The organism is Tsukamurella sp. II2bb (genome assembly GCF_057815145.1).
On the sequence record NZ_JBYPZI010000002.1, the window covers coordinates 1 to 14679 of the forward strand.

Genomic DNA, 14679 nt, shown 5'->3' on the forward strand with positions numbered 1-14679 from the left:
GACGCCTCGGTGATGCCGATGATCACCCGCGGCAACACGAACGCCCCCACCATCATGATCGCCGAGAAGGCGGCCGACGAGATCAGGAAGTCAGCATGACCGCAGCGAACACCAAGACCTTCGACTCTCTCAACCCGCGGACCGGCGACGTCGTCGAGTCCTACCCGATCCACTCCGCCGACCACGTGCACGCCGTCGTGGCCCGGGCCCGGGAGCAGGCCGACTGGTGGCAGGAGATCGGCTTCGAGGGCCGCAAGAAGGCCCTGAACACCTGGAAGGGCGTGATCACCCGCCGGATCAACCAGCTGGCGCAGATCGTCCACGACGAGACCGGCAAGCCGCACGGCGACGCCCTGCTCGAGGCCGCGCTCGGCATCGACCACCTCTCCTACGCGGCGTCGCACGCGAAGAAGGTGCTCGGGCCGCGTCGGGTCGGCTCGGGCCTGGTCATGGCGAACCAGTCGGCGTCGGTGCGCTACCACCCGCTGGGCGTGGTCGGCGTGATCGGTCCGTGGAACTACCCCGTCTTCACCCCGATGGGCTCGATCGCCTACGCCCTCGCCGCGGGCAACGCCGTCGTCTTCAAGCCCTCCGAGTACACGCCCGGCGTCGGAGTGTGGCTGGCCCGCACCTTCGAGGAGGCCGTAGGCCGCCCGGTGCTGCAGACCGTCACCGGCCTCGGCGAGACCGGCCACGCCCTGTGCACCTCGGGCGTGAACAAGGTGGCCTTCACCGGCTCCACCGCCACCGGCAAGAAGGTCATGGCCGCGTGCGCCGAGACTCTCACCCCGGTCGTGATCGAGGCCGGCGGCAAGGACGCCTTCCTCGTCGACCGCGACGCCGACCTCGACGCCGCCGCCGACGCCGCCGCGTGGGGCGCCTTCGCCAACGCCGGGCAGACCTGCGTCGGCGTCGAACGCGTCTACGTGCACAAGGACGTCTACGACCCGTTCCTGGAGAAGCTGGTCGCCAAGGCCCGCGAGGTCACCGCCAACGACGCGGTCGACTCCAAGATCGGCCCGATCACCATGCCGAGCCAGCTGCCGATCATCAAGGCGCACATCGAGGACGCCCTGGCCCGCGGCGGCCGCGCCCTCGTCGGCGGCGCGGACGCCGTCGGCGAGCGCTGGGTCCAGCCGACGGTGCTCGTCGACGTCCCCGAGGACTCGGTCGCGGTCACCGAGGAGACCTTCGGCCCGACGGTCACCGTCGCCAAGGTGGACACCATGGACGAGGCGGTCGAGCTCGCGAACGCCACGAAGTACGGCCTCGCCGCGACGGTCTTCTCCAAGGCCCGCGGCATGGAGCTGGCCGACAAGATCCGCTCGGGCATGGCGGCGGTGAACGGCATCATCACCTTCGCCGGGGTGCCGAACCTGCCGTTCGGCGGCGTCGGCGAGTCGGGCTTCGGCCGTATCCACGGCGCCGACGGCCTGCGCGAGTTCACCTACGCCAAGGCCATCGCACGCAAGCGGTTCAACCCGCTGCTGAACCTCACGAGCTTCGCCCGCACGCCGGCGCAGGAAGCGACGTTGGCGCAGATGGTGACGGCGGTGCACGGCCGCACCGGCACTATCGACAGCTAGTTCCCACTACCCATGCACCGAGCCGTGCAGATCGTTTTCAGTTCTCGAGATTTCGTGAAGGGGATACATGTGTCAAATCTTGCCCAGGCATTGGCCACTACGACGGCCGCACACCCGGATTCGTTGGCGCTCAAGCATGACAGCGGGGAATACACCTACGCCGTGCTAGACGAGTCTTCTGCTCGTATGGCGTCGTAGCTTGCAGATCTGGGCGTGGGCCCGCGCGTGGGCCGGCGAGGGACAGCCGGTTCGCGATGAATACCAAGCGCACACGGTGGTCACCCAAGCGATCACGCAGGCCCAAGCGCGGACGCTCCCGACCGACCTGGTGCGCGATGTCTTCGACGACCTGGTCGTGACGTGCGAGTCGATCCATACCCACGTGATGCTCAGATGGCCATCCGGCCAGCTAGAGGTGCCCCGCCACCACTATGAATCGTTCGCAGTGAGATCGCCGCACTGATCCCGCGGATTCTGGGCGCGCTCAGCCACATCCAGGCACTGGGGATGACCTGAGCTGAAGTGCAGTCCCGCCTCGGAGACGCCGCACTCGATGAGGAGCGCCGCCGACACTGGGACCGGACTGGGGCGGACGCGCTATGGGTGTCGATATCACGAGTGGACCGGTTCGGCATCTAGCCGAATCGCCTCGCCTCGAACGAACGAGCCTCACCGCGGAGGTCGGCCCGCGCCCGGTCAGACGCGGCACACGGACGTGTGGAATGACGCACAGCGACCTCATTAGGGCTAGAGACGAACAACGTCATTGCCCACGCAGAAGAGGCATACGACGAAAGACACCTCACCTTGCAAACCCGAGCCAACAGCAGCCGAACCCGAGGGGAGAAGATCTCATGCGTGGTATCCGTCGACGCGATCTCATGCTAGGTGCCGGCGTGGGTATGTTCGGCAGTTCGGTAAACCTGGCGCACGCGACCGACGACGCTCTACCACAGTGGGACTCGGCGATCGAACCTGCAGTCGCGCTCGGAAGGGCCATCGCCGCCTTCAACAGTTGCCCCCGGCCTCAGCTGTCTTAACCGCCGGCGAGCCGTGCCTGCGCCACCGCAGTAGGACAATTCCACCACATGGTCATAGCCGAGACCTCGTCGAGCTCGGCCGGCTCATGCTGGCGACCATGCACGCGGCCCCGGGGGTGGGACTAGCAGGCCCGCAGGTGGGGCTTGGCCTACGCATCGCAGTGCTCGGCAACAGTGCCCTCGAGAGGTTCCCCGCTGATATCCGCCACGCTCGGCAAATCGAACCACTCGAAGACCTCGTCGCGATCAACCCTGTGTGGAGACCACTGACACCGACGAAGGCATACTTTTACGAAGGCTGCCTGAGCGTGCCCGGATTCCAAGCCGTGGTCGGCCGCCACCAGGCAGTCGAATTCACCTACACCACTCCAAGGGGGCAACAAGTAAAGCGACGACTTTTCGGCTGGTCAGCACGAATTGTCCAGCACGAATGCGACCATCTCGACGGACACTTGTACATCGACAAGGCGATCACCGAGTCCCTGACGACCAACGTCAACTATTCCCACTACTGGAACGTAGCTTCGCTACTGCCGGCGCAACACGCGCTGAACTTCAGCGTCTAGACAGCGACCTGCCGCGCCGTGCGGTAAACTCGCGTGCGAGCATCCTCCCGTGGGATCCGCTCTTCTGGGGCATAGCTACAGATCGGTGTCCGGACAACCGGGCCCCGCTCCATCGGATAGCATGCGTTCGATAGAAGATGACCGATCAAAGGGGGTGTTTACGTTGAACGGTCCACGCAGTTCAGCTGCTCTTCGCGCACAGGTCGCAGGTGTGTTGTTGTTGGTTACAGCCACGACCCATTTCAGTCAACTTTGGGTTCTCCACGTCACCCAGACGGTAATCGCGTCCGCCGCCTTCGCTGTCCCTTATGCTGCTTTGGGCGGGTCGCTCCTTGCGCGGCCGACCCGGCGCGCGTCGTTTCTGGCCATTGTGGCGACTCTGGTCGGCGGAACGAGCGGTGTGGTCCGGTTCTTCGCGGTGCAGCGCAACGCATTCAGCGTATTCCACCCGCTGCTGGACATTGTCATCATCGCATTGCTGATTGGTTGGCTGCTCACGACGGCGCGGCGCGCGACCGTCGTGGTCGCGAAACCGCATTGACGAGGATCCGAGCATCGAGCCGGGCTATAATGTTCGCCACCGTCGTGGGCTGGCCGATCCCCAGGTTCATGAAGGAGCCGGCGGGATGTCCGCGGCTACCCGGGCGGCCATGTCCGCCTTAGTCATCGGCTGCGCGTGCCGCACCAGGTCGGCCGCGGGCAGCGCGACCGCGACGGTCACCGGGCACCCGCCAAGGCCAGGCGGCTTGCAGGTATCGCGACGATCCGGTCCGGGTAGATGCTCGGGGTGATCACGTTCTCGGAGTCCAGGTCACCCACTTCCCCCACGATCTCGTCCACCTGGACTGCCACCAGTTCGGCCGCCGTGGCCATCGCGGGGGGCGAAGTTCCGGGTGGTCTTGCGGTACACGAGGTTCCCCGCGCGGTCGGCCCGGTGCGCGGTGATGAGCGCAAGGTCGGCCCGGATCGGGAGTTCCAGGTCGTAGGTGCTCCCGTCCAGCTCGCGGGTCTCCTTGCCGGCCGCGAGGGGCGCGCCGACGGTGGTGGGGCAGTCGTAGCCGCCGATCCCCGCGCCGGCGGTGCGGATCCGTTCGGCGAGCGCCTTCCCTCGCCGATGGCACCGTACACTAGGAGAACCTGCGCCTGTGGCACTCGTTGCCCGACGATGCGAAGCTGCTCGTATACCGGCCTACCAGCAGTGATCCGCTCAACGATGATTAGCCTTCCCGCCGGGTCAAGCTCCTTCTCAATCGCACCAACGGCGTGGTCATCGCACCGCAGACGATCACGGGGTTTGAGCTGCTGACGAGTTTGCGCGGTGTGCACCACCTGGTAGCGACCGCGGAGGATGGAGATGCGGGTGAGGCTCCACGCGCCGCCCGGTGGCTGATCGAGAACATGCGATTCGGCCGCGCGACGTGACGGGCGGGCATAGTTTGGTGAGGTCCACACATCTTCGTCCGCAAGGCGGTTGGACCGTGAGCTTTCTCGATCGGGTCATCAACAAGGCCCAGGCGACCATCCCGATGGAACGGCAGGTCCAGGGCCTGCACCTCTTCCAGAAGGCCAAGAAGCTGGCTCTGGGTGACCGGCAGCCGGACTTCGTCGAGGAGGAGATCCCCGACGTCGACTCGGTGACGCTGACCGAGATCGACATGAGCAACCCGTTCATGTGGCGGCAGGGCCAGTGGCGCCCCTACTTCGAGCGCCTGCGGAACGAGGCGCCGGTGCACTACCGGGCGTCGAGCGCGTTCGGGCCGTACTGGTCGGTCACGCGGTACGACGACATCGTCACCGTGGACCGCGACTTCGAGACCTACTCGGCCGAGCCGCAGATCATCATCGGCGTACCGCCGGAAGGCCTGGACATCGAGATGTTCATCGCGATGGACCCGCCACGCCATGACGAGCAGCGCGCAGCGGTTCAGGGGGTCGTAGCGCCGCAGAACCTCGAGGAGATGCAGGGACTGATCCGGTCGCGCGTTCAGGAGGTCCTCGACGACCTGCCGGTCGGCGAACCGTTCGATTGGGTGGACAGGGTCAGCATCGAGCTGACGTCCCGCATGCTCGCCACCCTGCTGGACTTCCCCTACGAGGAACGGCGCAAGCTCGTGCACTGGACCGAGTTGGCGGGCGCCAGCGCCGCGGCCACCGGCGGCGATGTCGACATGGACGAGATGTACGAGGGCGTCGCCGAGATGGCGAAGAGCTTCAGCGCCCTGTGGCACGACAAGGCGGCGCGCCTCAAGGCGGGGGAGAAGCCGGGATACGACCTGATCACCCTGATGCAGATGTCCGAGGACACCAAGGATCTGATCAACAGGCCGATGGAGTTCCTCGGAAATCTGATCCTGCTTGTCGTGGGCGGCAACGACACCACCCGCAACTCGATGTCGGGCGGCGTGTACGCACTCAACCTGTTCCCGGATCAGTTCGACCGTCTCAAAGCCGATCACAGCCTGATCCCGAAGTTCGTCCACGAGAACATCCGCTGGCAGACGCCGCTGGCCTACATGCGGCGGATCGCCAAGAAGGACACCGTCCTGAACGGTCAGTTCATCCGCAAGGGCGACAAGGTCGTCATGTGGTACGCCTCGGCGAACCGGGACGAGCGCACCTTTGAGAATCCGGACGACTTCATCATCGACCGGCACAACGCCCGTCACCATCTCTCGTTCGGCATCGGTGTGCACCGCTGCATGGGCAGTCGCGTCGCGGAACTACAGCTGCGGATCCTCTGGGAGGAGTTGCTCGCACGGTTCGAGGACATCGAAGTGGTGGAGGAGCCGGAGTACCTCCAGTCGAACTTCGTCCGGGGCTACACGAAGATGATGGTCACGCTGACGCCGATCGGGCAGAAGCCCCGCCCCCGCGACCAACGGCCTCTGCGGCCCGCCGCGGCACGGACTCCCGCTCGTCCACCGATTCGTCGCTCCCGCGAAGCGACCACCACCACCGAGACGGAGGTCGACGCTCGGATCACGGGCCGGCGCGAGGTGGCGGACGGTGTCGTCGAGCTCACGCTCAGCGACCCGGCGGGTGCACCGCTGCCGGCGTGGACCGCCGGCGCCCACATCGACCTCCTTCTGGGGCCGTCGCTGACGCGGCAGTACTCGCTGTGCGGCAGCGCCGCGGACGAGTCGTCGTGGAAGATCGGCGTCCTCCGCGACCCGGACAGCCGCGGCGGCTCGGCGTACGTCCACGAGAAGCTGACGGAGGGCGCGACCGTCCGCGTGCGGGGTCCGCGCAATCATTTCCCCCTGGTGGCCTCCGCGAACTATCGATTCGTCGCCGGCGGCATCGGGATCACTCCGATCCTCCCGATGATCGAGGCCGCCGAGGCACGAGGCGGCGCGTGGAGCCTGCTCTACTGCGGCCGCTCCCGCGAGTCGATGGCCTTCCTGGACCGATTCGAGGACGACGAGCGGGTCACGATCTGGCCGAGCAGTGAGAACGGTCGGATCGATCTGGCGGCGACGCTCGGAACGCCCACGCCGGACACGGTGATCTACTGTTGCGGCCCAGGCGCTTTCCTCGACGCCGTGGAGGAGGCGTGCGCGCCGTGGCCCGACGGCAGCCTGCACATCGAGCGCTTCGCGGCCAAGGAGATCGCGGCGTCCGAGGATGCGCTCGACTCGTTCGAGGTCGTGTGCTCCCGCTCGGGAGTGACCGTCTCCGTTCCGGCAGGCACCACGATCTTCGACGCGGTCGAGAAGGCCGGCGTCGACGTGCTCGGATCCTGCATGGAAGGCATCTGCGGCACCTGTGAGGCCGACGTGCTCGAGGGCACGCCCGAGCACCGCGACTCGATCCTGTCCAAGGAGGAAAGGGAACGTGGCGAGACGATCATGCTCTGCGTTTCCCGCTCCCTGTCGAAGAAGCTGGTGTTGGACGTATGAACGACACCGCCCGGAACCATCCCGTCGCCGACTATCCGAGGGACTGCTGGTACGTCGTCGCCACCGTTGCCGAGGTCGGATACGGATTCACTGCGCGGCGCGTCCTCGACACACCGGTCGTGCTGTTCCGTCTGTCGGACGGCACGATCGCCGCGCTGGAGGACCGCTGCGCGCATCGGCCCTACCCGTTGTCGGCGGGACACCGGGAGGACGACTTCATCGTGTGCGGCTACCACGGCTGCACCTACGACGCGACCGGACGCTGGGTGAGCGTGCCGTCTCAGGACCACCCGCCCTCGTCCGCGCGCGTGCGGGCCTTCCCGGTCGTCGAGCGCGGACCCTTCGTCTGGATCTGGGCGGGGACACCCGGCGGCGAGCGGTTGCGGCCACCGCCGGCGACGCCCTGGTTGCACGGTGACGGCTGGGCGAGCGTCGGGGAACGGCGCGAGGTGGCCGCCGGCCTGCAGCTGCTGCACGAGCACTACCTCGACCTCTCCAATGTCTTCGCGATGCACCCGGAGATGGTGCCGCCCGGCATCGAGGCGCTGCCGCCGCTGGAGGACGTCGAGGTCTCCGAGCTCTCGGTCTCGTACCGTCGAGAACTGCCCGACGCGCCGCTGGCTCCGTGGGAGGCCGCCGTCACCGGGCTCGACGATGCCACCGCGTCCGGCGCGTTCGGCCGGACGGAGACGGGCACGTTCGTGACGCCGGGCCTGCACAAGCAGACCTACACCATCATCGGCGCGAGCGGTCCGGAGCTGGAGCTCGTGCGGACGCACGGTTTCACACCCCGGTCCTCCGGAGTCACCCATGTCTTTCTGCAGATCTCGTGGCGGGGCCCCTCGGTCTCACCCGACGTCGGCGAGCAGTTGATCGAGGTCTTCCACACGATGGCCGACCGGGACGTCGCCGTCCTCGAGACCATGCAGCGGTGCCTCGACGAAGACCCGGTCCCACGGCGGTACGTCAACGTCAAGGCGGACCGGGCCGCCGTCCGCGCGCGTCGGATCCTGACGGCGATGGTGGAGGACGAGCGGGGAATCTAGGCCGAGCAACGAGAACCCTGACCGAGATGCCTCTCCGGCTCGGTAGCGTCCATGGCATGCACATCAAACTCGAGAACGTCGCGATCGCGGTCCGGGACCTGGAGGCGACGATCGCGTTCTTCACGGACCTGGGGCTCACGGTGATCGGGCGGCAGACCGTCAGTGGTGAGTGGACGGACACGGCGGTCGGGCTGGACGGCAATCACGCGAAGATCGCCATGCTCGAAACACCCGACGGCCAAGGTCGTCTCGAACTCTTCGAGTACATCCACCCCGAGGCCATCGAGACGGAGCCGACGCTGCCGAACGAGATCGGTATGCATCGCGTCGCCTTCTCGGTGGACGATCTGGACGAGGCCCTCGCGATCGCGGCCGAGCACGGCTGTCATCCGCTCCGCGGCGTCGGCGTCTACGAGGACATCTACCGGCTCACCTACGTTCGCGGCCCGAGCGGCATCATCGTCATGCTCGCGGAGGAACTCGGGAAGCGCTGACGGCTCAGCCGAGCGCGTCGAGCTCGGCGAGCCCGGCCGCGGGACGCTCGCCGGCGGAGAATCCGATCAGGCCCGGTTCACCGCGGCGGCGCGGTGGATCAGGTCACGGAAGGCGGCACCGTCGAGCTCGTCGGACTCGCGCAGGTCGATGGCGCGCCGGGTGCCGGCGTCGAGGCTCGCATTGAACAGGCCGGCCGGGTCGTCGACCGAGGCGCCCTTGGCGAAGGTCACCTTCACCTTGTCCTTGTAGGTCTCCACGGTGCACAGCAGCCCGCCGAGGGAGAACGTGGGCACCCCGTCGGGGTTGGACGGCTTGCGCCACTTGGCCTCTTCGACGGTGTCGGGCTCGGCCTCGAGGATCAGGCCACGGATCTTCTCGACGGTGCTCTCCCGCCAATCGTTACTCATGGTCGAACGGTACGCCGACGGCGGCCGGGGCGCGAAGGCCCCGGCCGCCGTACGGATCGTCAGTGTCAGTGCACGTCCACCGAGGGGGTGTCGGTGACGTTCACACCGCCGCCGGTGCTGACGGTCGCCGCACCGGTGTCGGCCTCGACGCCGTGCGAGCCGGTGGCCGGGGTGCTCACCTCGACGCCGCCCGACGGGCCGGTCACGGAGCCCGTGCCCGCGCCCGGGTTGGCCGAGACGCTGCCGGTCTCCACATGCCCGCCGGCAGCGCCGACCGGGGTGTGGACCTCGGCCGCGGCCGTCGGGCCGGTCACCGAGACGTTGCCGTTGCTGCCGACGGTGGCGTTGCCGGTCGTGACGGCCGCGCTGCCGCCGCCCACGGGAGTGTCGACCGCGCCGGCGGCCGCCGGACCGGTCACGGTGACGCCGTTCGCGCCGGCGGAGGCGCTGCCGGTGGAGGCCGTGACGGCTCCGCCGCCGATCGGGGTCGTGACGCTGCCGGCCACCGCCGGGCCGGTCACGGCGGCGCCGGCCGGGGTGATCGCCGCGCTGCCGCCGTCGACGGCGACATCGGCCTTGACGGTGTTGTTCAGCAGGTTCACATTGGCGACGAGGTCCGGTGCGTCGACGGTGAGGCCGCCGGTGCCGACGGTGATCGTGCCCGGCGTCACGCCGACTCCGGCGCTGCCGAGCGGAGTCGTGATGCTGCCGGTGAGGCTCGGCAGGACGAGGACGAGCTGGCCGTTCTGGAAGCCGATGCCGCCCAGGTTCAGGCCGAGGGTCCCGCCGCCCAGCGGTGTGGTCAGGCCCAGGTTGATGGCCGGGAGGCCCACGATGAACGTGTTCGGGCCGTAGGTGACCTTGACCGGGACGATCGTCGCCGACGCGCCGCCGAGGCCGAGGGGCGCCGTGGCGGTGAGGCCGAGCGTCGGGGTCCAGGTGGTCAGGCCGTTGGCGGTGGTGGCGCTCAGCGAGGTGGACAGGCCCAGGGCGCTGCCGAGCGGGCCGTTCAGCGAGGTCACGGAGCCGCCGATGCTGCCGTTGCCCGCCCCGTTGCTGCCGACGATGCCGTAGGTGACGTTCGTCAGTCCGCCGAGTCCGAGCGGTGCACCCACGGAGAAGACGTTGTCGACTCCGACGCCCGCCCAGGTGGGTGCGTAGGGGTACGCCCCGACCTTCGTCCCGTTGGGGAGGGTCACCTGCGGGACGCCGGGAATCGCGATGACGGCGCCCGCCGCGTTGGTGACGGGGATCAGGCCGCTCAGCACCGGGATCTGGTTGTAGAGACTCACGCCCCGGTCGATCTGGGGCGAGATCGCGAGGATTCCGGCGGAGGTGAGTCCGCCGGGCAGGAGAGGTGCCGAGGCGAGGAACGAGTCGATCTGCGGGTTGCCGGTGGGAGCGGCGTTGGCGGCGGCCGGGGTGGCGACCGTCATGGCAGCAGCCGCGGCGACAGCGGTGGCCGCAACGGCGCTGCGGCGCACCGTCTTCCGGGCATGCTTGGGGGACGTAGCGGACATGGAGGGCCTCCGGTTCATGAAGGTACGGCGCGCCGGCCTGTGGGCGCGCCGATCAAGGGGATGGGACCCGGGAGACGCCGAGGCAAGCGCTCGCAGAGTGTTTTCGAAGCGCCGCCTGTGTATCTCCTGGGAGTTCTGAAGTTAGCAGCATCGCGGCCGATTTCAAATGCTTTTGAAAGGAATCTCCGAACCGTGAGAAAGCTACTGTGCAGTACCGAAATCCCAAGCAGGATAAGAGAACCGGTTCCACATATTTGCGATCGACAGGTCCTCGACAATGGCCGTCCGCGCACGACGGGAGCGGGCATAACAATGGCGATCGCAACCCTTAGGAAACGTCCATGTGCACTGTGCGATCCCGACGGAGCGGTGCGGGTGCACGGGAGGCGCCCGGCGCGGCGTCCGCGTCGGTACCGTGTAGCCATGTCCGATCAGCAGACGGAGCGTCCGCACACCGGCCCGCGTGCGTGGCGCGAGCGCATCAGGTCGACGCGGCACGGTGCCCTCGCCTGGCGGATCGCCGTGGGCATCGTCGGCGGGGTCGTCCTCGTCTGCGGCATCATCGCGATCCCGTATCCGGGACCGGGGTGGCTCATCGTCTTCGCGGGCCTGGGGATCCTCGCCACCGAATTCGATTGGGCGCACAGGCTTCTGCACTACGCCCGCGCGCGCTACGACCGGTTCGCGGACTGGCTCGCGGGGCAGAACCTCGTCGTCAAAGCGCTGTTCGCGATCGGCACCTGCGCGATCGTCCTCGCCACCGTGTGGCTGTTGGGTGCGGCGAGCATGATCGCGGGCTGGTTCGGTATCGACTGGCCCTGGCTCGCCAGCCCTGTCTTCGGCTGACCGTGACGACGCGCGAGGCCGTCGCCGCCCTGCGCCGCGGAACCGGCGCGCCGGACCTGCGCGTCGCGGGAGTCCTCTACTGGTACGCCCTCTCCGGGGCGCTGGCGCGGCTCGCGGTCCAGGGTCTCGACGGCGCCGACGGCGTCCGGTCCGGGCCCGGCGGCTGGCCGGAGGTGGGGGAGCCGGCACCGTCGGGCGACGCCGACGGAGCCCTGGCACGGACCTTCCGTCGCCTCATCCCGGACGTGGCCGCGGCCTCCGGGGCGTCCGAGCGCGCCCTGTGGGCGATCGCCACCGATTCGATCGCCGCGGCGGCGCTCGCCACGCCGGACCCGCCCGGCAGTGCGCGCGCCGCTCTTCTGGCCTGCGGTCCGGACGCCCCGCCCGCGCGGTTCGAGGAGGTGCGCGGGCGGGGCACCGTCGTCCGACGGGGCTCCTGCTGCCTGCTCTATCTGTGCCCCGGGATGACGAAGTGCCTGAGCTGCCCGCGGCAGACCCCGCAGGAGCGGCGCGCCCGGCTCGCGTGAGCGTCGCCTCGGAGGGCGGCGCGGCAGTGGCGACCGATAGGATCGGACGTACTGACAACCGCGTGCGGCCAGGTATGCCGCCCGCTACATGACTAGGAGCAGTGTGAGCACCACCTTCGTCGTCCCCGCCGGTATCGCCGCCGGGGCCGCCATGCGCGACCTGGACCTGCCCAACAAGGGGCCGGAGGCCGTCGTCGTCGTCAAGACCGCCGACGGCGCGCTCAAGGACCTGAGCTGGACTCCGGAGACGGACACCGAGGTCGAGGCCGTCGCGGCGAACACGGAGGACGGGCGCAGCGTCATCCGCCACTCGGCGGCGCACGTGCTCGCGCAGGCGGTGCAGGACGGTTTCCCGGGCGCCAAGCTCGGCATCGGCCCGCCCATCAAGGACGGCTTCTACTACGACTTCGACGTCGCCGAGCCTTTCACCCCCGAGGATCTGAAGACCCTCGAGAAGAAGATGAAGCAGATCATCAAGGCGGGGCAGCGATTCAGCCGTCGCGTCTACGGGTCGAAGGACGAGGCCCGCGCCGAGCTGGCGGGCGAGCCCTACAAGCTCGAGCTGATCGACGACAAGGGCGCGGCGGAGGACAGCGAGGTGATGGAGGTCGGCGGCGCCGAGCTGACCGCCTACGACAACCTCAATCCCCGCACCGGCGAACGGATCTGGGGCGACCTGTGCCGCGGCCCGCACGTGCCCACCACCAAGTACATCCCGGCGGTCAAGCTGACCCGCAGCTCCGCCGCGTACTGGCGCGGCGACCAGAACAATGCCGATCTGCAGCGCGTCTACGGCACCGCCTGGGAGTCGCAGGAGGCGATGGACGAGTACCTCGAGCTGCTCGCCGAGGCCGAGAAGCGCGACCACCGCAAGCTCGGCGCCGAGCTCGATCTGTTCAGCTTCCCCGACGAGCTGGGCTCGGGCCTGCCGGTCTTCCATCCCAAGGGCGGCATCATCCGCAAGGAGCTCGAGGAGTACTCGCGCCAGCGGCACATCGAGGCCGGGTACGACTTCGTCAACACCCCGCACCTGACCAAGAGCACGCTGTACGAGGTCTCCGGCCACCTCGACTGGTACAAGGACGGCATGTTCCCGGCGATGCACCTCGACGCCGAGTACGACGACGAGGGCAACGTCACCAAGCCCGGCCAGGACTACTACGTCAAGCCGATGAACTGCCCGATGCACAACCTGATCTTCGATGCGCGCGGTCGCTCGTATCGCGAGCTCCCGTTGCGGCTCTTCGAGTTCGGCTCCGTCTACCGGTACGAGAAGTCCGGGGTGATCCACGGCCTGACCCGCGTGCGGGGCATGACGCAGGACGACGCGCACATCTACTGCACCAAGGAGCAGATGCACGAGGAGCTGACCACGACGCTGCAGTTCGTGCTGTCGCTCCTGGGGGACTACGGTCTCGATGACTTCTACCTCGAACTGTCCACCAAGGATCCGCAGAAGTACGTGGGCTCCGACGAGGTGTGGGAAGAGGCCACGGAGACGCTCCGCGCCGTCGCCGAGGCCTCGGGCCTGACCCTCGTCCCGGATCCGGGCGGCGCCGCCTTCTACGGCCCGAAGATCTCCGTGCAGGCCAAGGACGCGCTCGGCCGCACGTGGCAGATGTCCACCATCCAGCTCGACTTCAACCTGCCCGAGCGGTTCGAGCTCGAGTACACCGCGCCCGACGGCACCAAGCAGCGCCCGGTGATGATCCACCGTGCCCTGTTCGGCTCGATCGAGCGCTTCTTCGGCGTGCTCACCGAGCACTACGCGGGCGCCTTCCCCGCGTGGCTGGCGCCGCAGCAGGTGGTCGGGATCCCCGTCGCCGATCAGTTCGGCGATCACCTCGAGACGGTGATCCGCGCGCTGCGGAAGCACGGGATCCGCGCCGAGGTCGACCACAGCGACGACCGGATGCAGAAGAAGATCCGCAACCACACCACGCAGAAGGTGCCGTTCATGCTGCTCGCGGGCGAGCGCGACCAGGAGGCGGGCGCCGTGAGCTTCCGGTTCCGTGACGGCACGCAGGTCAACCAGGTGCCCGTCGACGACGCGGTCCAGCGGATCGTCGACTGGGTGCACGCGCGGCGCAACGAGTCCCCGACGGCCGAACTGCTGGGCCCGGCGGAGAGCACCGTCGGGACGGCTTGAGCGGGATCGACGGACGAACGGGAGGAGGGGATCGATGACGGACGCCACCGAGGGCTGCGCGCAGGGTGCGCACACCGACTTCGGCGTCGGGGACGGCGACGAGTCGATCGAGCGGCTCTGGACGCCGTACCGGATGCGGTACCTCGTCGACACCCCTCCCGTTCCCGAGGGCAGCACCGCCTTCCTCGAGATCCCGAAGCTGGCGGACGAGGACGGCCTCATCGTGGCGCGCGGCGAGCACTGCTACGTGGTGCTCAACCTGTTCCCCTACAACCCGGGGCACTGCATGGTGGTCCCGTACCGCCAGGTGGCCGACCTCGAGGAACTCACCGACGACGAGGCCGTCGAGCTGATCAAGCTCACCCAGAAGACGATCCGGGTGATCAAGCGCATCTCCCGGCCGGCGGCCTTCAACGTCGGTTTCAACCTGGGGCGCGCCGGCGGCGGGTCGATCGCCGAGCACCTGCACCAGCACATCGTGCCGCGCTGGCCCGGCGACGCGAACTACATCACGGTCCTCTCGGGCACTAAGGTGATGCCGCAGCTCCTCGGACAGACCCGGGCGCTGATGGCCAAGGCCTGGGAGGAGGAGCGCTAG

General features: G+C 68.3%; 14 protein-coding genes. 10 read left to right on the plus strand and 4 right to left on the minus strand.

The features are described from left to right. The first annotated feature begins 95 nt into the window (after positions 1 to 95). From AC21LY_RS05985 to AC21LY_RS05995, 3 genes are all read left to right on the plus strand, one after another. Positions 96 to 1586 (plus strand): aldehyde dehydrogenase family protein, encoded by a 1491-nt coding sequence (locus AC21LY_RS05985; RefSeq protein WP_489045439.1) that lies wholly within the window; start codon positions 96 to 98, stop codon positions 1584 to 1586. Between the two features lie 955 nt (positions 1587 to 2541). Further along, positions 2542 to 3192, plus strand: a complete 651-nt coding sequence (locus AC21LY_RS05990) for a peptide deformylase (RefSeq protein ID WP_489045440.1) — start codon at positions 2542 to 2544, stop codon at positions 3190 to 3192. A 211-nt stretch (positions 3193 to 3403) separates the two neighbouring features. Continuing rightward, positions 3404 to 3733 (plus strand): hypothetical protein, encoded by a 330-nt coding sequence (locus AC21LY_RS05995; RefSeq protein WP_489045441.1) that lies wholly within the window; start codon positions 3404 to 3406, stop codon positions 3731 to 3733. 176 nt (positions 3734 to 3909) lie between these two features. Here the strand turns inward: AC21LY_RS05995 and AC21LY_RS06000 are convergent, their stop codons facing one another. Continuing rightward, positions 3910 to 4044 (minus strand): hypothetical protein, encoded by a 135-nt coding sequence (locus AC21LY_RS06000; protein ID WP_489045442.1) that lies wholly within the window; start codon positions 4042 to 4044, stop codon positions 3910 to 3912. Continuing rightward, a complete protein-coding gene (locus tag AC21LY_RS06005) occupies positions 4004 to 4375 on the minus strand; it encodes a CoA-transferase (protein WP_489045967.1) in 372 nt (123 codons plus the stop codon). Before AC21LY_RS06005 ends, AC21LY_RS06000 begins: the two co-directional genes overlap by 41 nt. Positions 4376 to 4670: 295 nt before the next feature. Between AC21LY_RS06005 and AC21LY_RS06010 the strand changes: the two genes are divergently transcribed. The 3 genes from AC21LY_RS06010 to AC21LY_RS06020 are packed head-to-tail and all read left to right on the plus strand — an operon-like array spanning position 4671 to position 8631. Next, positions 4671 to 7091: a cytochrome P450/oxidoreductase gene (locus tag AC21LY_RS06010; protein WP_489045443.1), complete on the plus strand. Its 2421-nt coding sequence runs from the start codon at positions 4671 to 4673 to the stop codon at positions 7089 to 7091. Then, positions 7088 to 8137 (plus strand): Rieske 2Fe-2S domain-containing protein, encoded by a 1050-nt coding sequence (locus AC21LY_RS06015; RefSeq protein WP_489045444.1) that lies wholly within the window; start codon positions 7088 to 7090, stop codon positions 8135 to 8137. The genes AC21LY_RS06010 and AC21LY_RS06015 overlap by 4 nt, the downstream gene beginning before the upstream one ends. Before the next feature lie 56 nt (positions 8138 to 8193). After that, entirely contained in the window at positions 8194 to 8631 is a 438-nt protein-coding gene (locus AC21LY_RS06020; RefSeq protein ID WP_489045445.1) for a VOC family protein, read from the plus strand. Between the two features lie 66 nt (positions 8632 to 8697). On the opposite strand, the gene AC21LY_RS06025 is transcribed toward AC21LY_RS06020, so the two are convergent. Beyond that, complete coding sequence (locus AC21LY_RS06025) at positions 8698 to 9039, minus strand: DUF1801 domain-containing protein (RefSeq protein WP_489045446.1); 342 nt, start codon at positions 9037 to 9039, stop codon at positions 8698 to 8700. 65 nt (positions 9040 to 9104) lie between these two features. Next, positions 9105 to 10559: a hypothetical protein gene (locus AC21LY_RS06030; RefSeq protein ID WP_489045447.1), complete on the minus strand. Its 1455-nt coding sequence runs from the start codon at positions 10557 to 10559 to the stop codon at positions 9105 to 9107. Positions 10560 to 10982: 423 nt separating this feature from the next. Here AC21LY_RS06030 and AC21LY_RS06035 point away from each other — a divergent pair, with 423 nt between their 5' ends. The 4 genes from AC21LY_RS06035 (at position 10983) to AC21LY_RS06050 (ending at position 14679) form a co-directional block, all read left to right on the plus strand. After that, positions 10983 to 11405: a TIGR02611 family protein gene (locus AC21LY_RS06035; RefSeq protein ID WP_489045448.1), complete on the plus strand. Its 423-nt coding sequence runs from the start codon at positions 10983 to 10985 to the stop codon at positions 11403 to 11405. Positions 11406 to 11407: 2 nt separating this feature from the next. Further along, entirely contained in the window at positions 11408 to 11932 is a 525-nt protein-coding gene (locus AC21LY_RS06040; RefSeq protein ID WP_489045449.1) for a (2Fe-2S)-binding protein, read from the plus strand. Positions 11933 to 12020: 88 nt separating this feature from the next. Beyond that, a complete protein-coding gene (thrS, locus tag AC21LY_RS06045) occupies positions 12021 to 14081 on the plus strand; it encodes a threonine--tRNA ligase (protein WP_489045450.1) in 2061 nt (686 codons plus the stop codon). Between the two features lie 34 nt (positions 14082 to 14115). Next, positions 14116 to 14679: an HIT family protein gene (locus tag AC21LY_RS06050; protein ID WP_489045451.1), complete on the plus strand. Its 564-nt coding sequence runs from the start codon at positions 14116 to 14118 to the stop codon at positions 14677 to 14679.

Bases quoted from the DNA above. Each gene is read 5' to 3' on its own strand.
- AC21LY_RS05985 (WP_489045439.1), top strand. From the start codon at position 96: ATGACCGCAGCGAACACCAAGACCTTCGACTCTCTCAACCCGCGGACC.
- AC21LY_RS06015 (WP_489045444.1), top strand. From the start codon at position 7,088: ATGAACGACACCGCCCGGAACCATCCCGTCGCCGACTATCCGAGGGAC.
- AC21LY_RS06020 (WP_489045445.1), top strand. From the start codon at position 8,194: ATGCACATCAAACTCGAGAACGTCGCGATCGCGGTCCGGGACCTGGAG.
- AC21LY_RS06025 (WP_489045446.1), bottom strand. From the start codon at position 9,039: ATGAGTAACGATTGGCGGGAGAGCACCGTCGAGAAGATCCGTGGCCTG.
- AC21LY_RS06030 (WP_489045447.1), bottom strand. From the start codon at position 10,559: ATGTCCGCTACGTCCCCCAAGCATGCCCGGAAGACGGTGCGCCGCAGC.
- AC21LY_RS06035 (WP_489045448.1), top strand. From the start codon at position 10,983: ATGTCCGATCAGCAGACGGAGCGTCCGCACACCGGCCCGCGTGCGTGG.
- thrS (WP_489045450.1), top strand. From the start codon at position 12,021: ATGACTAGGAGCAGTGTGAGCACCACCTTCGTCGTCCCCGCCGGTATC.
- AC21LY_RS06050 (WP_489045451.1), top strand. From the start codon at position 14,116: ATGACGGACGCCACCGAGGGCTGCGCGCAGGGTGCGCACACCGACTTC.